Origin of the sequence: Pseudomonas kielensis (genome assembly GCF_014236655.1) — a bacterium.
Classification (GTDB): Bacteria; Pseudomonadota; Gammaproteobacteria; order Pseudomonadales; family Pseudomonadaceae; genus Aquipseudomonas; species Aquipseudomonas kielensis.
In genome coordinates, this window is the sequence record NZ_JACMYG010000021.1 from 19,329 (window position 1) to 42,478 (window position 23,150).

Genomic DNA, 23,150 nt, shown 5'->3' on the forward strand with positions numbered 1-23,150 from the left:
AAACCCCGCCTGCGCAAGCAGGCGGGGTTTTTTATTGCCCCTCGAATCAGGCGTTGACGGCTTGTGCCTTGGCAACCGGCTCGGCCTTGCTCGCCGGGCGATACAGCACGTAGTAGTACGCGCCCAGGCAAATCAGCCAGCAGAACACTGCCGTCCACACGTTGTGGGAGAAAAAGTGGGCGCCCTGCATCATGCGGCTGACGGAAAACACCGTGCCCAGGCCAAACGCAAAGAGGAACGCGGCGCGGGCCAGTTTCGGGCGGCGGTCGCGCAACACGAAAAACAGCGCGAACAAGGCAAAGCCGGTGGCTGCATGACCGCCGGGCCAGCAACGTCCCGGCTTGTCGGTGGCCGGACGCGGGCTGAGCAGTTCGCTGTAGGTCTCCTTGCCACCGAACTCCTTCAGGCTCCAGGGGCACTGCACTGCGGTCACGGCCTTGACCGGCGTGACAAAGGCCGTGGCCAGCCCCAGCGACAGCACCAGGCAGCCCAGTTCGCGCTGGAACGGCTTGAGCCGTGCGATCAAGAACGAAAAGACAAACCCGATCAACGCCAGCACCGAGAAAACGATGACCACTTGCTTGGCCCGGTCATGCAGGATGTTTTCCAGGAAGTAGCTGTGGCGACCGATAAACCCTCCGGCGTCGGGGTCGTAGAACAGTTGGGCCAGGCTCATGTCCAGGGACGTCAGCTCAAGCAGCAGCAGAGTGACCGCCACGACAGCGGGAATCCCCAGGCAGAGCCAGGCATTCAAGGGGCGGGAGGCGGGGCGCGAAAGGGTCAGAGGCATCGGGCGATCCTGAGGGTGTGGAAAGGTCCAGCGGCAAGCAGCGCACCAGTCTGCGCCCGCTAGCGTGGGCCTGGTGTGAATAACGGGTGAAAAATTCGTGAGCGGTTTTCGCCCGGATCTGTCCCGGCACACAACCCTGGCCCTGAGCCCCGCCAGGCCTTAAGCTGCGCGAGCCAAGACGGCCGTTACTGTGTACGGAGCAAATACCCATGCGAATTCTATTGGTTGAAGATAACCGCGATATCCTTGCCAACCTGGCGGATTACCTGGGGCTCAAAGGCTATACCGTGGATTGCGCGCAGGACGGCTTGTCGGGTCTGCACCTGGCGGCCACCGAGCATTACGACCTGATCGTGCTCGACATCATGCTGCCCGGCATCGACGGCTACACCCTGTGCAAGCGCCTGCGCGAAGATGCCCGGCGTGATACCCCGGTGATTATGCTGACCGCCCGTGACCAACTGGATGACCGGCTGCAGGGCTTCAAGTCCGGCGCCGACGATTACCTGGTCAAACCCTTTGCCCTGTCCGAACTGGCCGCGCGCATCGAAGCGGTGATGCGCCGCACCCAGGGCGGAGGGCGGCGTGCCTTGCAGGTCGGCGACCTCAGCTATGACCTGGACACCCTGGAAGTGACGCGCGAAGGCCGCCTGCTGAAACTCAACCCGGTCGGCCTCAAGCTGCTGGCGGTGCTGATGCAGAAAAGCCCCCATGTGCTGCGACGCGAAATTCTCGAAGAGGCCCTGTGGGGCGATGATTGCCCGGACAGCGACAGCCTGCGCAGTCATGTCCACCAGTTGCGCCAGGTGATCGACAAACCCTTTGCCAAGCCGTTGCTGCAGACCGTGCATGGTGTCGGTTATCGCTTGGCCGAGGGGCGTGATGGAGTTTAAGCAGAGCCTTGCCCAGCGGATCATCATCGCCTTTGCCCTGATGAGTGCACTGGTGGCGGGGGCTTTTGCCATGGGCATCGTGGCCACCGTACACCTGGTTGAAGAAAAACTGATTTCCGCCGGCCTTGGGGGCGACCTCCAGCGTTTGCTGCTGATGGACAACATGTCCGAGTGGAGCCATCGGCCGGAGCCCGACCAGTTGTTCTATTTCAGCGGCGGTCCGGGTGACTTCGAGTTACCCAGGGACTTGCGGCACCTGGGTGCGGGTTTCCACGAGGTATTTCGCGAGCAACTGTCGTACCACGCGATGGTGGAAATCGTCGACGGTCGGCATTACGTGCTGCTGCAGGACCAGAGCGATTTCGAAGAGCGCGAGCGAGTGCTGTTTGCCGTGGTGCTGGTCGGCTTCGTATTGAGCCTGGCGCTGGCGGTGTTCCTCGGCTGGGTCCTGGCGCGCAAGGTGATGGCGCCGGTGGTGCGCCTGGCCCGTCAGGTCCGGCACCGCGACCAATTGCTGGGCCTGGCCCCACCGCTGGCACCGGACTATGCCGCCGATGAAGTCGGCGAGCTGGCAGTGGCCTTCGATGCAACCCTGGGCCGGCTGCGCCAGGCATTGAACCGCGAGCGGCTGTTTACCAGCGACGTCAGTCACGAGTTGCGCACACCGCTGATGGTCCTCGCCAGCTCCTGCGAACTGCTGCTGGAGAACCCTGCCATCGACCAGCGCGGCCGCGCTCAGGTCGAGCGCATTGCACGTGCCTGCGAGGAGATGCGCGAGCTGGTCCAGACCTTCCTGATGCTCGCCCGGGCCCAGCATGAAGCCGCTGGCATGTCGCCACAGGTGACCTTGCAGCAGGTGACCGAGGACCTGCTCGGCCTGTGGCGCGAGCCGATTGAAGCCAAGGGCCTGCAATTGATCCTTGAGCCCGGCCAGCCGCTGCCAATGCGCTACAACGCGACCTTGCTGCACGCCGTCATGGGTAACCTGTTGCGTAATGCGTTGCACTACACCGACAGCGGCTTTATCCGTCTGACCCTGCTGCCCACCGGGTTCCTGGTGGAAGACAGTGGCGTGGGCATTCCCGAGGAGAAACGCGAGGCGATGTTCGAGCCCTTTGTCCGTGGCTCGGAAAATCGAGGTGAAGGCCTGGGGCTTGGCCTGTCGCTGGTACAGCGGATTTGTGAAAACCAGGGCTGGAGCGTCAGCCTCACCACCCGGGAGCCAACCGGCTGCCGGTTCCAGGTCGAACTGTCGCCGATCAGCGTTTGAGCCCTGCTAGGACGGGGCTTGTAGGCTTTTTCCTACTCTGGCGTGGGGGTGTGCTGAAATTCAGGTTGTAAAATTCTGTAATACTTAAGGGCTTTTTCTAACGATTTTTTCACAATTGGATGACCTGGAACTCACACCCCGCTCCCTAAGGTGGCTGTCATCAGTTCTGGAGAGATGATGATGGACGACCCGATCAAGCTCGAATTTTCCGAGAAGTACGACGACGAACACGCCAAGCGCTATCTGCGCAAGCACAAGGATGGTCTCGGCCGCCAACTGTCGCACAAGCGTGATTTGCAGCTGGCGCGCACCGCACTCAAGCGTGTCGGGGAGCCGGGCCTGGTCCTGGACCTGCCCTGCGGTGCCGGGCGTTTCTGGCCGATGCTGGCGGAAAAATCCAACCGAGTGATCATTGGCGCCGACAACTCTGCCTCGATGGTCAAGATCGCCACCCAGGCCCAACCGGCCAATGTGGTGGAACGGGTACGTCCTTTGCAGACGTCTGCATTCGACATCGCATTGCCCGACAACTCCGTAGACAGCATTTTCTGCATGCGTTTGCTTCACCACATCGGCGAGGCCGAGCATCGGCTGGCTATCTTGCGGGAATTCCAGCGGGTTACCCGTGACAGCGTGATCCTGTCGTTGTGGGTCGATGGCAATTTCAAGGCCTGGAAACGCAAGCGTGCCGAGAAAGAGCGTGCGCAGGAGGGTTACCAGAACCGCTTTGTGTTACCGGCGGCTACGGTCGAAGCCGAGTTTGAACAAGCCGGTTTCCGCGTTCAGGAACATTTGGACTTCATTCCGCTCTACGCCATGTGGCGCGTTTATATTTTGCGAAAGAGGTAACAGCATGGCAGTTCAACAGGTTTCGGATGCGCAGGGCGCGCCTGAAGATCGCTTTGATTACTTCTGGAGCCAACGTGGCGAATGGGTAGAAGAACCCAACGTCCGGCGTGGCGGTGAAAGTGGCGTCCAGCGTATCCATGGACCTAATGGCCAACTGCTGTATGCCAAGCGCCAGACCGGGCATATCTACCGTAGCTGGTTGCACCCTTTCGGGCGCCCCACCGTGCTGCGCGAGCTGGATGCGCTGACGGGGCTGCACAAGCTCAACGTGCGAGTACCGCAAATCGTCTTCTGTGGTGCGCAGCGCGACCCGGTGCATCAGTGGCGAGCGCTGCTGGTGACTCAGGCACTGGATGGCTTTGTCGAGATCGAAGACTGGTACGCCAGTGGCGGTCGCGAGCGTCACGGCGAGGCTTTCCATGAGCAGGTCCTGCAGGACCTGGCGCAGAACCTGGCGCGCATGCACAAGGGCCGTTGGCAGCACAGCTGCCTGTACATCAAGCATATTTTTGTGCGGGTAACGGGAGAGGGCGCAGCGGCCAAGGCCGAGATCGCCCTGCTGGACCTGGAGAAGTGCCGCCAGCGTCTGCTGAGCACCCAGGCAGCGGCCCACGACATGAAGCAACTGCGTCGCCACTCGTCGTGGAACGCGGCGGATTGGGACAAACTCGTCTACTTTTATAAGACGGCGTTTGGCAGCGCTATCAAGGGTTTATAGCGATGAAACTAGAAATTGCTCGAGGTTTGTTTCTAATAGGAGCCTTGGCAGTTGCTTCATTGGCGGTGGCGGCTTGGGAGCAGCCCCGCACGCAGGTCCTCAGCGCGGCGCATGGTGACGCGCATTGCCCATTGCCACGGGTGGCGAAAGCCACCGCGGCAGTCCATCCCGACAATGATCTGCTGTTGTTCATGTTCGGCATGGCCCAGGGAATGAGACCGCAAAGTTGAAAACGATGAAGCCCAAAGAAAAGGCCTCGCAATTGCGAGGCCTTTTCTTTTGTGGGATTTCGATCACACGGGCTCGGATGCCTTGTCGGTTTTGGCCAGCAGGGTGTAGACGCACGGCAGCACGAACAGAGTGAACAGGGTGCCGATGGACATCCCGGTGGCAATCACCATGCCGATATCAAACCGGCTGACGGCCCCTGCACCTGTGGCAATGATCAACGGCAGCATGCCGAACACCATGGCCGCGGTGGTCATCAGTACCGGGCGCAGGCGGATGGCGGCCGCTTCCTCGACCGCTTCACGAGGTGACAGGCCCTTGTCCTTGCGCAGCTGGTTGGCAAATTCGACGATCAGGATCCCGTGCTTGCTGATCAACCCGATCAGGGTCACCAGCCCGACCTGGGTATAGATGTTCATGCTCGACCAGCCCAGGAACAACGGGATCAACGCGCCGCAGATCGACAGCGGCACGGTCACCAGGATCACCAGCGGATCGCGGAAACTCTCGAACTGCGCTGCCAGCACCAGGAAAATGATCGCCAGCGCCAGGGCAAAGGTCACCCATAACGCACTGCCTTCCTGCACGTACTGGCGGGAAGCGCCGGCGTAATCGAAGGCGTAGCCCGGTGGCGCCTCCTCCAGGGCAATCTGGCGCACGGTTTCAATCGCCTCGCCCATGCTGACCACCGGGAATCCCGAGAGGATCGCCGAGTTCAGTTGCTGGAACTGGTTCAGTTGCCGCGGACGGGCCCGGTCCTTGACGGTGATCAGGGTCGACAGGGCAAGCAGCTCGCCCTGGGCATTCTTCACGTAGTAGTTGTCCAGCCAGTCCGGGTTGTCGCGATAGGCCCGTTCCACTTGGGCGATCACCTTGTAACTGCGGCCTTCGATGGTGAACCGATTGATCTCGGCCTCGGCCAGCAAGGTCGCCAGGGTGGTGCCGAGGTCGAGCATGGACACGCCCATCTGGGCGGCCTTGGCGCGGTCGATGTCGACCACCACTTCCGGCTTGTCGAAGGCCAGGTCGATATCGACGAAGGCAAACTTGCCGGACTCCAATGCGCGTTTTTTCACCCGGTCGATCACTGCCAGCAGCGACTCATAGTCATTGGCGGTGTTGATCACGAACTGGAAGGGCAAGCCTTCACCCGTACCGGGCAGCGAAGGCAGGTTGAAACCGAAGATCTGCAGCCCCGGGATGCGCGACAGCTGGCTCTGGACTAGCGGCAGGATCTCCATCTGGGTCCGGCTGCGCTCGTTCCAGGGCTTGAGCAGGAAGCCGCCGATGCCCGATTGCACGCCGTTGAAGCCGTTGATCTGGAAGGAGGAGTAGTACTCGGGGAACTCTTTGAAAATGGTGATGAATTCGTCGGTGTAGGAGTTCAGGTACTCAAGGTTGGTCGGCTGCGGGGCATTGGCAATCATGAAAATGATGCCCTGGTCTTCGTCCGGCGCCAGCTCCGACTTGCTGAACGTGAGCAGCACCGGAATCAGGCACAGCACGATCGCCGCGAACACCAGCACCACCGGCCGGGTGTTGAGGGTGCCGTGCAACAGGCTCTGGTAGCGCCGCTTGAGCCGTTCGAACAACTGGTCGAGGCGGTGGGCCAGCCCGGATGGGTTGGGGTCGTGGCGCAGGAGCAGGGCGCACATCATCGGCGACAGCGTCAGGGCGACGATCCCGGAGATCACCACGGCGCCCGCCAGGGTCAGGGCGAACTCCTTGAACAGCGCTCCGGTCAGCCCCGTCAGGAAGCCGATCGGCGCATACACGGCGGCCAGGGTGATGGTCATCGAGACCACCGGCATGGCGATTTCCCGCGCGCCCTCGAGCGCTGCGTCCAGCGGGGTCTTGCCTTCCTCGATATGGCGGTGGATGTTCTCCACCACGACGATGGCGTCATCCACCACCAGGCCGATGGCCAGCACCATGGCCAACAGGGTCAGCAGGTTGATCGAGTAGCCCATCAGTTGCATGAAAAACATCACGCCGATCATCGACAGCGGAATGGTCACCACCGGGATCACCACCGAACGCAGGGCGCCGAGGAACAGGAACACCACGACGATCACGATCAGCACGGCTTCGAACAGGGTTTTCACCACCTCGTCGATCGACGCCTGGATAAACAGCGTGGCGTCGTAGGCGATTTCCGCCTTGAGGTTGGGCGGCAGCTGGGACTCCAACTCCGGCATCAGCTTGCGCACTTCCTTGATCACGTCCAGCGGGTTGGCACCGGGCGTTGGCTTGATCCCGATGTACACCGAGGGTGTGCCGCCAAAGGAGCTGATGCTGTCGTAGTTTTCCGCGCCCATTTCCACGCGAGCCACGTCGCTGAGCAGCACCCGGCTGTCGCCATCGACTTTCAGCGGGATCTGGCCGAAGGCTTCGGCGGTTTTCAGTTCAGTGTTGGCGTTGACACTGGTGACCACGTACTCGCCCTTGACCTCACCGGCGGCCGACAGGAAGTTGTACTGGCGCACCGCGCTCGTCACGTCGCTGGCGCTCAGGCCAAAACCGGCGAGCTTGACCGGGTCCAGCCACAGGCGCATGGCAAAGACCTGGTTGCCGAGGATTTCGGCTTCGGCCATGCCGGGCAGGGTCGCAAGCTTGGGCTGGATCACGCGCGACAGGTAGTCGGTGATCTGCGGGTTATTCAACTCCTTGCTGAAGAAGCTGATGTACATCAGCACCGAGGCGTCCGCCGCCTCTTTGCTCAGCACCGGGTCTTCGGCGTCCTGGGGCAGCTTGTTCTTGACCTCGTTGGCCTTGGCCAGCAACTCGGTGAACAGCCGGTCGCTGTTGGAACCGACGCGCGCGTAGATCGAGATCACCGAGAAGTTCTGGCGGCTGACCGAGGTCATGTAGTCGATGCCTTCGGCACTGGCCAGGCTTTGCTGCAAGGGCTGGGTGATATAGCCCTGGATGGTTTCGGCGTTGGCCCCGGGGTATGCGGTGGTCACCGTGATCAGGGCGTTTTCCATCTGTGGGTACTGGCGCAGCGGCAGCTTGCTCCAGGCCTGGAAGCCCAGCAGCACGATCAACAGGCTGACCACGGTAGCGAGCACCGGGCGACGGATGAACGGGTCGGTAAAAGCCATGGGGATTCCTTGATCAGTCAGCGCGTGGCTGGCTGTTCTGTTCGGCCGGCAGGTTTTTGTCCGGGCTGATGACGATGTGCATACCGTTGTCGAGTTTGATCTGCCCGGCGCTGATGACCTGTTCGCCGTCTTTCACGCCTTTGTTGATCAATACCAGGCCGTCCCGGCGTTCGCCGGTTTCGATGAACCGCCGCTCGGCGACCAGCACTGGTTGGTCCTTGTCGTCTTTTTCGAGATTGCCCTCGGCGTCTTTTTTCTGCGCGACGACGTACAGCGAGTTGCCATACAGGGTGTAGGTGACTGCACTTTCCGGGACCACGATTTTTGCCTCCGGGTCCGGCATCAGGACCTGCAGGCTGGCGAACATGCCGGGCAGCAGCTTGCCATCGGGGTTGGCCAGGGTGGCGCGCACCAGCACGTTGCGGGTGCTGTTCTCGACCTTGGGGTTGATGGCGCTGATGGTGCCGGGGAAGGTCTGTCCGGCATAGGCCGAGACGCCCACGTCGACCGTTTGGCCCTTGGCGATTTTCGGCAGCACCTGTTCCGGTACGTAGAAGTCCACATACAGGCTGCTGAGGTCTTGCAGGGTGGCGATCACCGTGCCGCTGGCGAGGTAGTCGCCCACGTCGACCTGGCGAATGCCGATGGTGCCGCTGAAGGGCGCGACAATGTGTTTTTTCGCCAGCGAGGCCTTGAGTTGATTGACCGTGGCCTTGTTCTTGGCCAGTTGCGCGCTGAGGCGGTCGAACTCGCCTTTGGAAATGGCGCTGCTGCCCACCAGTTGGCTGCCGCGGCCGTAGTCCAGTTGTGCCAGGCCCAGGTCGGCCTTGGCGGTCTCCAGCAAGGCGCTTTCGACGGCGCTGTCGAGCTGGATGAGCGGCTGCCCGGTCTTGACCTGCTGCCCGGACTGGAACTGCACGTCGGTGACAGTACCGGCAATCTCCAGGCTCAGGTCGACCCCCTGCAGCGCCTTGAGGGTGCCCACGGTGGGCAGGCGAACCTGCCAGGGGCGTTCGGTCGCGGTGGCCACGGCCACACTCTCCGGTGGTTTTGGCGCAGCAAAGGTCTGGATCATCTGATAGATGGAGAAGGCCTTGTAGCCCCCCAGAATCAGCACGATCAACAGCACAACCCCCAACATGATCAGCATGCGGCGACGCAGCATATTCCACTTCCTTGGAAAAAATCAGGCGAGACAGGCGGCACATTACTCCCTGTGTGCCTGTGATTCCATACGTGTCGGGTAAGGCATAACCGCCGTGGCAATCAGACCAGATGTAAATGGTTGTCCCAGAGCCCTGCCGGCAAATCCAGGGGCTGGGCCACCAGCGGCGCCTTGCGGCAATCATAAAAACGGCAACGCCCCTGGCCCGAGGTCACGACAAAACCATCGGCCACCGCGCCAACCCCGGCGCAGTCGGGCAGCGGGGCATCGAGCTGCACTTCGCCGCTGTCCAGGTCCCAGATGAAAAACCGGTTACCCCGTGGCGCGGTCAACGCCACCAGGCGCAGTTCACTGTGGACCGCGACACTGGCGGTATAGTGCCCCATGGCCTGCAACTGGTGCTCATCGACCGGGAACGCAACGAAGGGCTGACCGGGACGCTTGATGGCCAGCAGTTCGGACGACTCGTGGGCCGCGCCCATGAATTGCTGGCCAGTGACGATGGTGCCATCACTGGCGATGCCCATATGCCGCACGCTGTTCATTGGCTGGGCCAGGGTTTCCTTGCTCAGCAGGGTGCCGTCACGCTGCATCAGCACCAGGCTGGGCGCCATGGCGTCGAGGTTCATCTCGACCCGGCTTTCGGCCTCGGTGCGAATCCCGCCGTTGGCCACCACCAGGGTTTCGCCGTCCGGCATCCAGGAGACCTGGTGCGGGCCGATACCGTGGGTGGAGATCTCGCCGCTGTGCACCAGGCGCTCGCCCTCGAAGCGGTACACCCCGAGCAGGCCGCGACCCGGGTCGGTGGTGTCGTTTTCGGTGGCGTACAGCCACTCGCCATCCTTGTGGATCACCGCATGGCCGTAGAAGTGCCGGTTCGCCTGCGAAACCACGGTTTGCAGCAACGTGCCGTCGCGCAGGTCCACCAGGTAACTTTCGGTCCCCGGCCGCCGGGCGACGAACAGGGCGATCGGCAGCTCGGGGTGATTGATGATGTCGTGGCAGCGCTGGCCGACTTCGGTGGCGAACACCCGGGTGCCGTCCAGTCGATAGCCGACGGCGTAGTGCTTGCCGTCACTGTCATCGCGGGCTGAAAGCAGCAAAGGACCCTGGTCCTTTTGCTTGAACAGCTTCCAGCCGCCCAGCGTCACCGCGCCCAGCAACACACTGCCGAAAGTCAGAGCCTGGCGTCGCAGCATGGAGCTAACCCTCATCAGTCACCGTCGTTGGCGTTGAAGCCCAGTTGGATGCCCAGCGCCTTGGCCAATTCGCCTTCGTGCAGGCGATGGACGACGTTGAGGCTGTCGTAGAGATCGTTGAGTTGCTGGCGACCGGCATCGTCACCGAGCATGTCGGTCAGCGAGCGCTGGTTGCTCTCGAACAGCTTCAGCGACGCGGCATAGGCGGCGTCGATCTTGTCCGCCAACGGCTTCTGCTCGGTCGGCAGCAGGCCACGCAGGCCTTTGTTGTCGACACCGACCCAGACGGTCTGTGCGGCGCTGAGGCTGGCCTGCAGGCTTGGCAGCGACGACTGGCTGCGCCAGGCATCAGCCTGGAACGGCTGGGGAATGCCCTTGGTCTGGCGACCCATCGGGGTGCCGAGTTTTTTCTTCAGGGTATCGAGTGCAGTCACCTGGGCCCGCAGCAGGTCGGCGATGGCTTCGTGGGAGTCCGCGTAACGCTGGTTGGGGAACTTGGTCATCTGCGCCAGCATGCCGTCGGTGCTGTTCCAGCTGGCGAGGATTTCTTCGGCCAGCAGTTTCTGCCGTTCGCCAATGGCGGTCAGCAGCGGGCAGTAGCGGGCTTTCTGCGCCGCGTCGGCAACGTTGCTCTTGGCGTCGAACAGAATGTACTCATAGGCCGACAGGCCCTGGACCACCACACTGGATTTGGCCAGTGCCGCGGCATCGATCTGTGGCTGGGCGCTGAGCAATTGCTCGACCTGGCGACCCACCAGGTTCTTCTTGTCCGGCCAGAACTGGATCTGCCAGGAACGGTTGCCCTCGGCCAGCGGACCGACCAGCAACGGCTGCAGTTCGGCCCAGGCTTTTTGGGCGTGGAGGAAGTCGGCGCGGGCGGTGTCCAGGTCAGACTTGCCTTCGCAATAGGCCAGGGCACTGACCGCCAGTTGGCGATCGGCATCGACCCAACGGCTGTAGGTCGGCAGGATCACTTGCTTGGCGATGGCCGCCGAGGTCACCGCTTGCGGGTCCTGGGGGGCGCAGGCGCCGAGGGCGAGGGCGGCAAGGCTGGTGAACAACAACTTGGGACGAAACATGTCGGGCTCCCTATGTGTATGGGGCAAAGCAAATGGGAAAGGCGTTCAAAGTGAATTCAAAAAGGCCAGCAGCGACGCGCGCTGCTCGGCACTGAAAGCTAAAACCTGTCGCTGCGCCGCTTGCGCTTCCCCACCGTGCCAGAGCACGGCTTCGAGCAGGTTGCGGGCGCGGCCGTCATGCAGGAACTGGGTGTGGCCGCTGACCGTCTGCGTCAGGCCAATGCCCCACAGCGGCGGGGTGCGCCAGTCGCGGCCGGAGGCCTGGAACTCGGTGCGGTTATCCGCCAGGCCTTCACCCATGTCATGCAGCAGCAGATCGCTGTAAGGGCGAATCACTTGATTGGCCAACTCAGGTTCGGCCGCCGTGGCGGCGGTGGTGAATGTGGGGGTGTGGCACGACTGACAGCCAGCCTGGAAAAACAGGTTCTTGCCGGCCAGCACCTGGGCGTCATTGACGTCGCGGCGGGCCGGTACACCCAGGTTGCGGCTGTAGAACAGCACCAGGCGCAGGATGTTGTCGCTGACTTCCGGCTCGCCATCGGGGCCATTGCCGTTGGGCGCTTGCAAGCAGTCGGTCTGGGTCGGGGTGCAGTCATCAAAAGGCCTGAGGCGGGTGGTCAGGCCCATATCACCAGAAAACGCGTGAACATTTTGTTGATTGAGGTTCGGTTGCCCGGCTTTCCAGCCAAAACGCCCCAGCACAGTCTTTTGCTGCGCATCGTCCCAGACCAGGTTCGGCCGGCCCTTGATGCCGTTGCGGTCCTTGTCCTGCGGGTCGGCGTTGGCCAGGATCGCCGCATCGGGGATGGCCTCCAGCAGGCCGAGGCCGATCATCGGCGGGGCCACCCGCGCGGAAAACCGTGTGTCCGGGTGCATCGGGCCGTAGCCCAGTTGGCTGATCTGCAAGCTGGGCTTGCGCAGTTCGACTTCACTGCCGTCCTTGAACCGCACCACTACGGGGGTGTACTCGACCCGAACCTTGCCCTCCGGCGTGACACCGGGGACCGCCATGTCCTGGAACTGCCCACCGTAGACCGGCTCGGGAACCACCCCCACCTGCTCGATCAACTTGGCGTAGGCCGGGGCATTGGGGATCGACAGGCGTACCAGCATCGAGACCGAGTTCTCGGCGTCGGGTGCCGGTGGGTGGCCGCGACCGTCCTTGATGTGGCAATTCTGGCAGCCGTTGGTATTGAACAGCGGGCCCAGGCCGTCGCGAGCGGTGGTGGTCGAAGGGGCGGTGACCCACGGGCTGCGGAAAAAGCTGTTGCCGACACTGAAATCCAGTCGCCTTGTCGGCGAGAGATTGGCCGACGGCAGGGAAAACGCGTTCTGGTCGCTCTTGCGCACGGTTGCCGCGCCCCCGGAGCGGGCTTCACCGGGCTCGGCCTTGGTAAACCGTGGGGCGTCATCGCAGGCACTCAGGCCCAGGGCCAGTAGCAGTGCAGACAAGCGAAGCGGCAGCGAGGGCATCGGGTATCCAGAAAGACGAGCAAAACAGGGCGCAAAGTCTAACAGGGCCGCGGAGTTTGAATAAGAGGAATTATCGTTTGCTTGTCGGGGGGCCGTGCCCGGTCTCGTCGGACAACGCCGTACATATGCACCCCCAGAGGGATTTATCGAGGGGGCAGGATGCAGAACACTCCGCCACCTTAGAGTTTCCTCATGCTGAATGAATACGTAGCGCCTTCCCTCGTCAACGAGCAGTTGGACCTGCGAGACAGTGCTTTGCAGGCCAGTCTGCGCCAGCAACTATCGGCACTGGATGTCCAGGTCACTGAGCGTTTTCAGACTCAGCCGGTTTTACATGAGTTCGTGCAGCACCACTTCGATCAGGACTTTGCTGACCTGACACCCCCCCTGGATCTACGGCACAGCTTTATCCAGTCCCGTGAAAAAACGCCAACTGAAGGTGCGCCGCTACGGTCACTGCTGCCCAGCCTGATGGATGCCGTCGTGCTGCGCATCGTCAGCGGTGAGGCGGCCCGTTATGCCCATCGGCAGACCGACTTCTACCATGTGCCCCAGGCCGGTGGCGCCGCCGAGCGCTTTACGGCACTCAGTGCTCAGGCATTTGACGGGTTTGTTGATCGGTTGGCCGACGGGTTGCTGGCGCAATATCCCCTGTATCTGGAGCGCTACTGGGCCATGCCACTGAGCCCGACAGACCACAGAACCCATAAACAGTGGCTGGAGGAGGTCAGGCTCACGCACCTGAAAACCGAGTTTGAGCTGCTCAGGGCCGATAACCTCCTCAGTCCTGCCGCGCAAACGCTGTTCGACAAAGTGCTGCGTTACCCGGATGCCATCTCGCGACGGGCACTGCGCAGTCATCGTCCCTGTGTCTATGGTTTGGCCCTCAGGCACGGCGAGGCATCTGCGATCCCTTTGCATGGCGCCTTTATCCTCACCTCGCGTGATCCACAGGAATCGCAGGTGAGCTGGGAAGTCGATGCCCGCGCGCCTGAGGTTCGCCCCCTTGAACCTGCTGCGAACGTCGGGCAGGTGCTGTTGTTCTCCCCGAGGCAGGGCTTTGAAGCGTTCGACTCGCTGGCCAGCCTTGATCGTGAGTTGCACCGTCGCCTGGGACACGGCGTCGAGTTCGCCCACTTGCTGGAGATGATTGCCGAGCATGATCACGAGCACGTCCTGGCCCTGCATCGTGTCGCGCCGGTTGGCGATCAGGTGCTCTATCTGGAGCGACTGGACTCGCCCTTCACATTCGGCATCGAATCGCAGTGCTTGTTGATCCAGCAAAACCTGGTGTCGACCCTCGCCCGCTACCAGGGGGTGGGTGTCCACGCCGCTAGGTCCGACTTGCCACGTGCACTGGACCGCGTGACCGACCTGCGGCGCGCGTTCACGATCGATGCGGTGCTCCAGGCCAGGAACAAAAAACGTGCACAGGCACGACTGCGAGACTTTCTCGCAGAGGCCTGTGAAGTCGATAAAGAGGCCTGGGCATCGGCGTTCACCGTCTATGGCCAGACGCTGGCCAATTTGCCAGACAGCGAAGGGCTGCCGTCATTCAGTCAGTTCAGTGACCGGGGCTCGCTGCTGACGTACAGCAATCGACAACTGCGCGCCGTACTGGCGTCGGAGCACGGATTGACGGTGAATCCGGATGAGATCCTCGTCACCACGCGGGAGCCCGATGTCCCGCCGGTGACGTACGTGCCCGGGGCGCCTGCATCCACCATCAGCGAGCCGGGGGGCGCGCAGCGCAGATACCGCTCGCGGACACTGACAGAACTGGCCCTGGAGAATGTCGGGGGCCTGGACTTCAACTTCAGCCATTTCTCTACGCTGAACGTGAAAGCCGCGAGCAGTGGGTCGTCCAACCGCATCACGCTGTCACCCAATATCAATCCCGCCGCGCGATTGCCGACCTATGACGGGTTGACGATCGAGCAGGTCAAAGACCTGGTGCGCAGCCTGAATATCAGTCAACGCTATCAGGATTTTTTGCAGGCCAGCCTGATCACTTCCGAGCAGGCGGCACGGCGCAAGCAGACGTTTGCCCGGCTTATGGCCCAGCAACTGCGCCTGGATGCCATCGAAGCCAAGATCAACGGTGATTTCTTACCGGATCGACTGGCACGTGGTTTCAATTGGGTGAGCGTGGTGCTGGATCACCCCGTCGACAACGACCAGCGTGCTCGGGTCGAAGATCACCGGATCATCGTGCAGCACTTGACGCTGCGTGGTCAGCTGGTTCGCGGCGTGTTGCTGTTCTGCACATCGACCGCCGGCAGCGGCACCATTGTGGTGTATACGCCCCAGGCACCCGACGGACGGGTGTTTCGCGAGTACACCCGGGAGCGCCTGATGAGTGACTTCATCCATAACAGCCAGTGGCGCGAGTACCTGGTCGGGCGAGTGGAGTTGGCGTTTCAGCCCCAGGTGCGGGCTTGCGTGCAAGGGCGGGGGGATGTCTCCATGGTCGGCCTTGCGCGGATCACGGATAACCTGTTCGAGGTGGGGTATGAAATGGAGGCCAGTTTCACGATCAATGACGCGGCCGCGCAGATGACCACCACCGGGCAAACGAATATCGAGACCGGCCTGACGGTTGCAGGGATCGCGCTTGATGTAGTGACCATGGTTTTGCCGATCCGCGTGACACTGCCTATCGGCCTGGCCAGGAGTCTGTTTTCGCTTTTCAACGCCGTTGATGCGGCGAAAATCGCGGATCGGGACGGTGTCGCCCATCACGTTGTCCGGGCATTGGGAGAGTTCGCCAGCGCTCTGGTGGATGGCGCAGTCGGGAAGGGGCTTGCAGGGGGCACGCCCAAAGCGGTTTCAAGGCTGGCCTCGGGGGCACGAAGATTGAACCCGGAAATGGCGCTGGGTAAAAAACCGCAGGCGCTCAGTCCCCTCCCCGGATGGGAGGACAAAGGCATTTATTACAAGCTCTCGTCGGTCGATGGCGTCAAGCAGTACTTCCTCAATGACGGCCAACACTGGTACTCGATCCTGGATGAGGGGTTTGAGCAAGCCTGGCGTGTCAGGGACGCCCGCAAGCCGGTTCAACACCACTATTCGCCGATCCGTCGGGACCGAGCGGGACAGTGGGAAATCGGCACGCACCCGGATGCACCCGCCTTGGGAGGTTTTTCTCCGGAGCGCGCACTCAGGGATCTTTATCCGTTTCTGGACGAGATCCAGGCCCGGCGTGTGTTTGAGTCCTTCGCGTTTCCGCGTGGGCGCGAAATCGAGTTCGGCTTGAGCCTGGTGCATTACTTGCGCGTAGGGGGGACATTAGACATTTTCGACGCCTACCTGACCGTGAGCCCCGAGCGCTTGCAGATGCGCCTGCGAGGTCTGGATTGGGCGAATGCATGGAATGGCGGTGGCATTGTCGATCCGGCCACTCGCCCCATCACCGTCGAGCCAGTCCCAGGGCCGAGTCGTCCACGCCCGGTCGAACCGATTGCTGGGCCAAGCCAGCCGGTGGTCGCGCCGCCACGCCCGGTCAGGCCTGCCAACGAGCAGTTTGTCGATTGGGGGCAAACCCTGGATCCGGCCCATGTCCAGTTGCAAAACGCGCAGATGGGGATCTACCGGCGTATCGGTGGCGATCCGCACCTGATCGGGCGTGACTGCGTCAAAATTGATGAACGCTATTTCCCCGTACTCCCGGCAGGCGCCGAGATCAATACCGGTGTGGTCCTGATGCATGACCCCCTGATGCCCACCCATAGCTTTGTGGCGTTCGAGCGCCTGCTCTGTACCGATCTTTACCGGCAGCCAAGATTGGCGACGTTCGAGCAATCGCTGTCTCGATGGATGCATTCGATTGAGTTGCCGTTCACCAAATCGCTGGTCGCCTATGTGGCGGACGCGTTCCCGACATTCACCTCAAACTCTCAGGCGCAGATCGCCAACATACTGTTCAACCTGGGCAATCCTTCAGGCCTGACGGTCTGGGGGATTGCCACCCTCCAGCGCACGCTGCAGGGCTGGCGCTCTTTAACAGCCCAAGCGCTGCCCGTACTGGGCGAGCCACTGTCCTTGCTCCCGGTCACTCACCAGGTCGCAGGAGCCTGGCGACTTGAAACCTTTCCAGATTTGTACCATCGCCTGAATTTCAGCACGCAGGACGTTCCCTTACTGTTGCATGAGGCCTTGGTCTCGGGGACCGAAAGAGCGCTGCGGGCGTTGATGGTCGAGCGGTTGGTGGGCAGCCAATACGAAATAGTCGCCGGGTTCAACCAGCCGTTCGAGTTGATGTTCCGGCGTGCGGGCAGCGATCAGTTGTTTTGGATGTCGTTGCGCAGAGTGTTGGGCGAGCGGGTTGAAGGACCCTCTGGGGGGGCGCCGAGGATTGACCTGATGGACCCGGCCACACGAGCGCTGGTCAGTCAGGCGCAAGCCAACAACCATTTCGTAAGTTTGATCGGCGGCATTCATCTGCCGGCGGTCGGTGCCCAGGCAACTGTCTTTGTATTGCGCATCTGAGCGGGCTTGATGCTCAACGTCGACCGTTGTCGCGCACCGGCACCTTAAAACGAGAAAAGCCCTGCAGGCGTGAACCTGCAGGGCTTCTCGGTCAGGCTGACCGGCTCATTGGCCCCGCGCGAGTCGGGGCATTTTCATGAGAGGTCTTGGCCTGGGTTGATCAGAACTCGTGATCAGCGTTGTCTGGGTTCAGGTCGCTGATACCCAGTTTGCCAGCAGCCTGTTCGATCGAACCGGTCTGCTTGACCAGGGCGGCGATGGCGTCGCGCACGATCTGGTTGCCAGCGGTGTTGCCGGCGGCGATCAACTGGTCGTAGTGCTCGCCCTTGTTGGCGTGATCGACCATGACCTGCAGCTTGGCTTCGGTCGCCGCCAGGTCCGCCTTGAGGGCGGTATCGGCAGCCGGGTCGGCCTTGGCCACCAGCGACGACAGGCTGGCGCCGGTCATCTTGGTGCCGTCGGTACGGGTGTATTCGCCCAGGTACACGTTACGCACGCCCTTGGCGTCGTAGAAGTGCGAGTTGTGGGTGTTGTCGCTGAAGCAGTCTTGCTCGTCTTCAGGCGAGTTGGCCTCCAGGGACACCTTCATCCGCTCGCCGGCCAGTTCGCCCAGCGAGAGGCTGCCCATGCCGAACAGCATTTTGCGCAGGCCGGTTTCGCCTGGCTCGGCTTCCAGCGTGGCGCGGTAGTTGTCGGCCACGTTCGGCTTCCAGTTACCGACCATTTCTTCCAGGTCGCTGACCAGCAGTTGGGTCACGGCCTTGAGGTAGGCGCGACGGCGATCGTTGTGGCCGCCGGTAGCGCCAGTGCCTTCCAGGTAGTCCGAGGCCGGACGGTTGCCAGCGCCAGGGCCGGTGCCGTTCAGGTCCTGGCCCCAGAGCAGGAATTCGATGGCGTGGTAGCCGGTGGCGACGTTCGCCTCGGAACCGCCCAGCTCGTTCAGGCTGGCGAGTTTTTCCGCGGTGATGTCTTTCACGTCAACCTTGTCTTCACCCACCTGGACTTCGGTATTGGCGATGATGTTGGCGCTGGCACCCGGGTTGCCCAGAGCGTGCTCGTAGCTCTTGTCGACGTAGTCGATCAGGCCTTCGTCCAGGGGCCAGGCGTTAACCTGACCTTCCCAGTCGTCGATGATGGTGTTGCCGAAGCGGAACACTTCGCTCTGCAGGTAAGGCACACGAGCGGCAACCCAGGCAGCCTTGGCGGCTTTGAGCGTCTCATCGTTCGGCTTGGCGAGGAAGGCGTCGATCGCGGTCTGCAGGGTTTTCGCGGTGGATTCGGCATCGCTGTAGACGGCGAACACGATATCGGCGTAATGCGCGACTACGGCCTTGGCTGCGGCTTCGTCGACTTTGCCTGTGGCGGCCGGTGCAGCAGGTGCTGCAGTGCTGGCGGCTGGAGTAGGCGCTTGAGGAGCAGCAGCCTTGTCTTTACCTTCGCCGCAACCGGCGAGGGAAATAGCGATGGCCAGCAAACTGGCGGTAGCCAGAGGCATACGAATCATGGCGAACATCCTGCTTCGGTAGATGAGGGACAAGCGCGGTAAGCGCAAAACTGCGACATAATGCAAATCTTTCGCATTATGTGTAAAGGGTTGTACCTGGAAATATTTCTTATTCACCAACCTGGGATCGCGCACGTCGCGCACTTGTGCAGCAGCGGCCTCGCCGGGCTCGACCGCTGCTGCAGGTTGCTACAGCGGGCTCATGGCGTTGCTGCGTTGCGCCTGTTTCAGGTAGGCGCTCAGCTCCCGGGCCGGTAGCGGCTTGCTGTAGAAGTAGCCCTGACCTTCGTGGCAGCCCTCGGAAATGATGTAGGCCTCCTGCTCAGCGGTCTCCACCCCCTCGGCAATCACCTGCATGCCCAGGCTTTTACCCAACTGGATGATGGCGCGCACGATGGTGGCATCGTCATCGTCGTCCAGCAGGTCCTGGACGAAGCTCTTGTCGATCTTGATCTTGTCCAGTGGCAGGCTTTTCAGGTAGCTGAGGGAGGAGTAGCCGGTGCCGAAGTCGTCGATGGCGATCAGGGCGCCGGAGCGGCGCAGGCTGAGCAGGTGCTGGGCGGCGGTGCTGATGTCCTCCATCAGGCCGGTCTCGGTCACTTCCAGCTCCAGGCTGCGCGGCGGCAGGCGGTACATCTGCAGCAGGTTGTTGACCACCCGCGGCAGCTCGGCGTGGTGCAGTTGCACGGTGGACAGGTTGACCGCCATGCGCAGGTCACTGAAGCCCTGGTCGTGCCAGTCGCGCAACTGGCGACAGGCCTGGTCCAGCACCCACTCGCCGATGGGAATGATGGTGCCGTTCTGTTCCGCCAGCGGGATGAACAGGTCTGGCGGTACCAGCCCGTGTTCCGGATGCTGCCAGCGAATCAGCGCCTCGACCCCCACCACCCGGTGATCGCGATAGCTGATCTGCGGTTGATAGACCAGGAACAGTTGATCGCGGCGCAGCGCCTCGCGCAGGTCCTTTTCCAGTTCGCGACGCCGGCGCATTTCGCTGTCGACGCTGGCAATGTAGAACTGGTAGCGGTTGCGCGAGCGGGTCTTGGCCAGGGTCATGGTCTGCTCGGCTTTCTGCAACAGCTTTTCGGTGCTGTCGCCGTCCTCCGGGAACAGGGTGATGCCGATGGTGGCGCGCAGGCGGATCTCCTGGTGATCCAGGGCAAACGGCTCTTCCAGGTCATCCAGAATGCTTTGCGCCAGTTCGGCGGCTTCATAGGGTTGCTCGATGTCGGCCTGCACCAGGGCGAACTGGTCGCCACCCAGGCGAGCCAGCGCACCGAGGCGACCACTGTGGGCGCGCAGGCGGTCGGCCAGGGCCAGCAACAGTTGGTCGCCGGTCTGGTAGCTGAATTGCTCGTTGATCCCCTTGAAGTCGTCCAGGCCGACGCAGATCACTGCGACCCGGCGCTGCAAACGCCCGGCATCCACCAGGATCTTGTCCAGTTGCTGCTGCAACTGCTGGCGGTTGGGCAGGCCGGTGAGAAAGTCGTACTGGGCCATGCGCAGCAGGCTGTTCTCCGCTTCATGGCGCAGGTGGGTATTGCGCTCGATGGATTCGAGCAACTGGTTGGCGGTATTGATCCACAGCCCCAGTTCGTTTTTCTCGTGGCCTTTGAGCTGGGGGATCTTGTGTTCGCTGGGGCGGTCGGGGTTGATGGTGGTCAGGTGCTCGATGATCCGCGACAGCGGCTTGGTCAGCAGCCAGTGATAGACCAGGTACAGCACCAGCCCCATGGCCAACGCCCGCAATACCCCGGAAACAAAGATGATCACCGAGCTGACAATAAACCCCTGGCCATAGGTGGCGGTGTCGAGGGTAATGCTCAGGTCGCCGTAGTACTCGCTGTAGGGGCCACGACCCACCAACTGGGTGGTGAAGGTGCGCTCCTTGCCCAGGATCAGGTCGGTCAGCCAGCGACTGCTGGAGTGCTGCAGCTCACGGCTTTTTTCCGCCAGCATGGTTTCATTGGGATGACCGATGGAGGCCATGCGCACGGCGTCATCCTGGAACAGCCCCTCGATCACCTGCATGCCCATTTCCCGGTCCAGGCTGTAGACGGCCTGGGTCGATGGGTCGCGAAACATGTCGAGGATGCGTTCGGCATCGTTGGCCACCGCCTGGCGCGTCTTGTAGGCATCAAAGACGATCTGCGCGCAGCTCAAGACCACACCCACGATCAATGCTGACAAGAGCACAACCCGGAGCAACTTAACCGACAAGCTGTTTTTGAGTTCCAGCTTCAAAGGGTAATTCCTTGTTCCGTGCGGGTAACGTCAAGATGCCATGAGTATTGGCAATCCCGTGATGGCAGTCAAAGGGACAATCGAGCCAGGCGGAGGTTGTCCGCCGGCCAGCTCGCATAACCTTGGGTAAGTGGTTATTGAAGCCCATTTGTAGTGTGTCGGTATGCACCTCCTGCAACTTGAGGGGCTGGGCAGAATATTTGTATCTGGATGATGGTAGTCGCCTGTGGCGCCGGAGCAAGGGCGGGGCTGTTTGCCGGGTGCTTCAGGGGCTGGCCACAGGCATAAAAAAACCCGGCAACGCCGGGTTTTTTCACTGCAAGCAGACTCAAGCGGTGAAGGTTTTGCCTTCGAACTGCTCAGCCACGAACTTCCAGTTGACCAGGTTCCAGAACGCTTCCACATACTTTGGACGCACGTTGCGGTAGTCGATGTAGTAGGCGTGTTCCCAGACGTCGCAGGTCAACAGCGGGGTGTCGCCGTTGGTCAGCGGGTTGCCGGCGCCGATGGTGCTGGCCAGGGCCAGGGGACCGTCAGCCTTTTTCACCAGCCAGCCCCAGCCGGAACCGAAGGTACCGATGGAGGTTTTGCTGAACTCTTCCTTGAACTTGTCGAACGAACCGAAAGCAGCGTTGATGGCTTCAGCCAGCGCGCCGGTTGGTTGACCGCCGGCGTTTGGCGCCAGGCAGTTCCAGTAGAAAGTGTGGTTCCACACTTGAGCGGCGTTGTTGAAGATGCCGCCCGAAGAAGACTTGACGATTTCTTCCAGAGTCTTGCCTTCGAACTCGGTGCCTGGCACCAGGTTGTTCAGGTTCACGACGTAGGTGTTGTGGTGCTTGTCGTGGTGAAACTCCAGCGTTTCCTTGGAAATGTGCGGCTGCAGTGCATCGTGTGCGTAAGGCAGTGGCGGCAATTCGAAAGCCATGATGATTCTCCTAATCAGGTCAGTTGCGGTGGGCGCAAGGCCGATCACGGGCGGCCAGACAAGCGCCGGGGAGTTTGTACTCTTTGCGGCGCAGGTGTCGGATCATAGCACCGGGGGTGCGGCATAACCACGCAACAACTGTGTGGGATAGAGGTTCCAGAGCCTTTTGCGATATTCAACTGGCGGCAATTAATTGAAAGGCCACCGCGAACATCATCACCGCCACCAGCAGGTCGAGAATTCGCCAGGTGCTGGGGCGAGCCAACCAGGGGGCCAACCAGGCCGCGCCGAAGGCCAGGGTGAAAAACCACAGCAGCGAGGCACTGGCCGCGCCGACCACATAGGCCCCGGGCTCGGCCTGCTGGGCGCCGAGCGAGCCGATCAGCAACACCGTGTCGAGGTAGACGTGGGGGTTGAGCAGGGTCACCGCCAGTGCGCTAAGCAGCACCGCGCGCAACGAGCGTACGGTCTGGTCCTCGCCCTGCTGCAGGCTCTGTTTCGAGCAGGCCCGACGCAACGCCAGGCTGCCGTACCACAGCAGGAAGGCGGCGCCGCCCCAGCGCGCGATGGCCAGCAGGGTCGGGTTCTGCGCGAGCACGGTGGCCAGGCCAAATACGCCAGCCGCCACCAGCAGCGCGTCGCAGACCACACACAGTGCGGCCACCGGCAGATGATGCTCACGGCGCAGGCTTTGCGCCAGGACAAAGGCGTTTTGCGTGCCGATCGCCATGATCAGGCCGAACGCCACCAACAGGCCGTTTACATAGCTTTGCCACATAAGTCTTACTCCGCGTTCGCCGCCAGTTGCGTGAGTACGGCCATCGCGCGCTCGGCATCGCCCTGGCCGACAAACAGATGGTCGTGGTAGTAGCCGGCAATCACGTTGCAACTGATACCGGCCTGGCCCAGGGCTGTTGCGAAGGCGGCGGTGAGGCCGACCGCTTCCAGGGCCGAGTGCACGTTGAGGGTGATCCAGGCCGCCACGTAGTCGAAGGCCAGCCCACACTTCAGGGCGTGGGAGCGTTCGAGGATGACCGTCAGGCCTTCCTGTTCACGGAAGCTGCCAATGATTTCGCAGCCGGGTGGCAGTTGCCCGTCGGCAATCGTGCAGAACACGTATTCGCCGTCGTTCAGCTGCGGGCTCATGCTGCGCAGCAAGGTGTTGAGGGAGGTTTCGCCAGCCATGTCGCTGATCCTTGGGCAAGAGTGGATGCTGGCTAT

The 23,150-nt window shown here is 61.9% G+C and carries 17 protein-coding genes; 6 read left to right on the forward strand and 11 right to left on the reverse strand.

The genetic code is table 11. The features are described from left to right. Positions 1-46: 46 nt before the first annotated feature. Positions 47-790: a phosphatase PAP2 family protein gene (locus H7995_RS18705; protein ID WP_166590756.1), complete on the reverse strand. Its 744-nt coding sequence runs from the start codon at positions 788-790 to the stop codon at positions 47-49. 209 nt (positions 791-999) lie between these two features. Between H7995_RS18705 and colR the strand changes: the two genes are divergently transcribed. The 5 genes from colR (at position 1,000) to H7995_RS18730 (ending at position 4,750) form a co-directional block, all read left to right on the forward strand. After that, complete coding sequence (gene colR / locus H7995_RS18710; RefSeq protein WP_054593790.1) at positions 1,000-1,683, forward strand: two-component system response regulator ColR; 684 nt, start codon at positions 1,000-1,002, stop codon at positions 1,681-1,683. Continuing rightward, positions 1,673-2,953: a sensor histidine kinase gene (locus H7995_RS18715; RefSeq protein ID WP_185818721.1), complete on the forward strand. Its 1,281-nt coding sequence runs from the start codon at positions 1,673-1,675 to the stop codon at positions 2,951-2,953. The genes colR and H7995_RS18715 overlap by 11 nt, the downstream gene beginning before the upstream one ends. Positions 2,954-3,133: 180 nt before the next feature. Then, positions 3,134-3,802 (forward strand): class I SAM-dependent methyltransferase, encoded by a 669-nt coding sequence (locus H7995_RS18720; RefSeq protein ID WP_166590754.1) that lies wholly within the window; start codon positions 3,134-3,136, stop codon positions 3,800-3,802. A gap of 4 nt (positions 3,803-3,806) precedes the next feature. Continuing rightward, entirely contained in the window at positions 3,807-4,520 is a 714-nt protein-coding gene (locus tag H7995_RS18725; RefSeq protein ID WP_182342077.1) for a lipopolysaccharide kinase InaA family protein, read from the forward strand. Positions 4,521-4,522: 2 nt separating this feature from the next. Then, the gene (locus tag H7995_RS18730) at positions 4,523-4,750 is read left to right on the forward strand and encodes a hypothetical protein (RefSeq protein ID WP_095165880.1); all 228 of its coding nucleotides are present in this window, start codon (positions 4,523-4,525) and stop codon (positions 4,748-4,750) included. Between the two features lie 63 nt (positions 4,751-4,813). On the opposite strand, the gene H7995_RS18735 is transcribed toward H7995_RS18730, so the two are convergent. The 5 genes from H7995_RS18735 to H7995_RS18755 all read right to left on the reverse strand — a co-directional run bounded on the left by H7995_RS18735 (position 4,814) and on the right by H7995_RS18755 (position 12,768). Then, positions 4,814-7,852 carry a multidrug efflux RND transporter permease subunit gene (locus tag H7995_RS18735; RefSeq protein WP_185818722.1) on the reverse strand — a complete coding sequence of 1,013 codons (3,039 nt, stop codon included), beginning with the start codon at positions 7,850-7,852 and terminating at the stop codon, positions 4,814-4,816. Between the two features lie 13 nt (positions 7,853-7,865). Continuing rightward, a complete protein-coding gene (locus H7995_RS18740) occupies positions 7,866-9,017 on the reverse strand; it encodes an efflux RND transporter periplasmic adaptor subunit (RefSeq protein ID WP_166590750.1) in 1,152 nt (383 codons plus the stop codon). A 101-nt stretch (positions 9,018-9,118) separates the two neighbouring features. Beyond that, positions 9,119-10,216 (reverse strand): DUF1513 domain-containing protein, encoded by a 1,098-nt coding sequence (locus H7995_RS18745; RefSeq protein WP_182342075.1) that lies wholly within the window; start codon positions 10,214-10,216, stop codon positions 9,119-9,121. A gap of 14 nt (positions 10,217-10,230) precedes the next feature. Further along, positions 10,231-11,295: an imelysin family protein gene (locus tag H7995_RS18750; protein ID WP_166590748.1), complete on the reverse strand. Its 1,065-nt coding sequence runs from the start codon at positions 11,293-11,295 to the stop codon at positions 10,231-10,233. A 45-nt stretch (positions 11,296-11,340) separates the two neighbouring features. Then, positions 11,341-12,768, reverse strand: a complete 1,428-nt coding sequence (locus H7995_RS18755) for a di-heme oxidoreductase family protein (protein ID WP_166590747.1) — start codon at positions 12,766-12,768, stop codon at positions 11,341-11,343. 342 nt (positions 12,769-13,110) lie between these two features. On the opposite strand from H7995_RS18755, the gene H7995_RS18760 reads away from it, so the two are divergent. Further along, positions 13,111-17,256: a dermonecrotic toxin domain-containing protein gene (locus H7995_RS18760; protein WP_342345337.1), complete on the forward strand. Its 4,146-nt coding sequence runs from the start codon at positions 13,111-13,113 to the stop codon at positions 17,254-17,256. Between the two features lie 160 nt (positions 17,257-17,416). On the opposite strand, the gene H7995_RS18765 is transcribed toward H7995_RS18760, so the two are convergent. From H7995_RS18765 to H7995_RS18785, 5 genes are all read right to left on the reverse strand, one after another. Beyond that, the gene (locus tag H7995_RS18765) at positions 17,417-18,760 is read right to left on the reverse strand and encodes an imelysin family protein (RefSeq protein WP_095165869.1); all 1,344 of its coding nucleotides are present in this window, start codon (positions 18,758-18,760) and stop codon (positions 17,417-17,419) included. 189 nt (positions 18,761-18,949) lie between these two features. After that, positions 18,950-21,004, reverse strand: coding sequence for a putative bifunctional diguanylate cyclase/phosphodiesterase (locus H7995_RS18770; protein ID WP_166590745.1), 2,055 nt, complete (start codon positions 21,002-21,004; stop codon positions 18,950-18,952). A gap of 328 nt (positions 21,005-21,332) precedes the next feature. After that, a complete protein-coding gene (locus tag H7995_RS18775; protein WP_185818723.1) occupies positions 21,333-21,929 on the reverse strand; it encodes a superoxide dismutase in 597 nt (198 codons plus the stop codon). Between the two features lie 175 nt (positions 21,930-22,104). Next, positions 22,105-22,707, reverse strand: a complete 603-nt coding sequence (locus tag H7995_RS18780; RefSeq protein ID WP_166590744.1) for a LysE/ArgO family amino acid transporter — start codon at positions 22,705-22,707, stop codon at positions 22,105-22,107. Between the two features lie 5 nt (positions 22,708-22,712). Next, complete coding sequence (locus H7995_RS18785; RefSeq protein ID WP_166590743.1) at positions 22,713-23,114, reverse strand: ACT domain-containing protein; 402 nt, start codon at positions 23,112-23,114, stop codon at positions 22,713-22,715. Positions 23,115-23,150 lie beyond the last annotated feature (36 nt).

Excerpts from the sequence above, each read along its gene's own strand:
- H7995_RS18705 (WP_166590756.1), bottom strand. The coding sequence starts at position 790 with ATGCCTCTGACCCTTTCGCGCCCCGCCTCCCGCCCCTTGAATGCCTGG.
- colR (WP_054593790.1), top strand. The coding sequence starts at position 1,000 with ATGCGAATTCTATTGGTTGAAGATAACCGCGATATCCTTGCCAACCTG.
- H7995_RS18715 (WP_185818721.1), top strand. The coding sequence starts at position 1,673 with ATGGAGTTTAAGCAGAGCCTTGCCCAGCGGATCATCATCGCCTTTGCC.
- H7995_RS18720 (WP_166590754.1), top strand. The coding sequence starts at position 3,134 with ATGGACGACCCGATCAAGCTCGAATTTTCCGAGAAGTACGACGACGAA.
- H7995_RS18725 (WP_182342077.1), top strand. The coding sequence starts at position 3,807 with ATGGCAGTTCAACAGGTTTCGGATGCGCAGGGCGCGCCTGAAGATCGC.
- H7995_RS18730 (WP_095165880.1), top strand. The coding sequence starts at position 4,523 with ATGAAACTAGAAATTGCTCGAGGTTTGTTTCTAATAGGAGCCTTGGCA.
- H7995_RS18735 (WP_185818722.1), bottom strand. The coding sequence starts at position 7,852 with ATGGCTTTTACCGACCCGTTCATCCGTCGCCCGGTGCTCGCTACCGTG.
- H7995_RS18740 (WP_166590750.1), bottom strand. The coding sequence starts at position 9,017 with ATGCTGCGTCGCCGCATGCTGATCATGTTGGGGGTTGTGCTGTTGATC.
- H7995_RS18745 (WP_182342075.1), bottom strand. The coding sequence starts at position 10,216 with ATGCTGCGACGCCAGGCTCTGACTTTCGGCAGTGTGTTGCTGGGCGCG.
- H7995_RS18750 (WP_166590748.1), bottom strand. The coding sequence starts at position 11,295 with ATGTTTCGTCCCAAGTTGTTGTTCACCAGCCTTGCCGCCCTCGCCCTC.
- H7995_RS18755 (WP_166590747.1), bottom strand. The coding sequence starts at position 12,768 with ATGCCCTCGCTGCCGCTTCGCTTGTCTGCACTGCTACTGGCCCTGGGC.
- H7995_RS18765 (WP_095165869.1), bottom strand. The coding sequence starts at position 18,760 with ATGATTCGTATGCCTCTGGCTACCGCCAGTTTGCTGGCCATCGCTATT.
- H7995_RS18775 (WP_185818723.1), bottom strand. The coding sequence starts at position 21,929 with ATGGCTTTCGAATTGCCGCCACTGCCTTACGCACACGATGCACTGCAG.
- H7995_RS18780 (WP_166590744.1), bottom strand. The coding sequence starts at position 22,707 with ATGTGGCAAAGCTATGTAAACGGCCTGTTGGTGGCGTTCGGCCTGATC.
- H7995_RS18785 (WP_166590743.1), bottom strand. The coding sequence starts at position 23,114 with ATGGCTGGCGAAACCTCCCTCAACACCTTGCTGCGCAGCATGAGCCCG.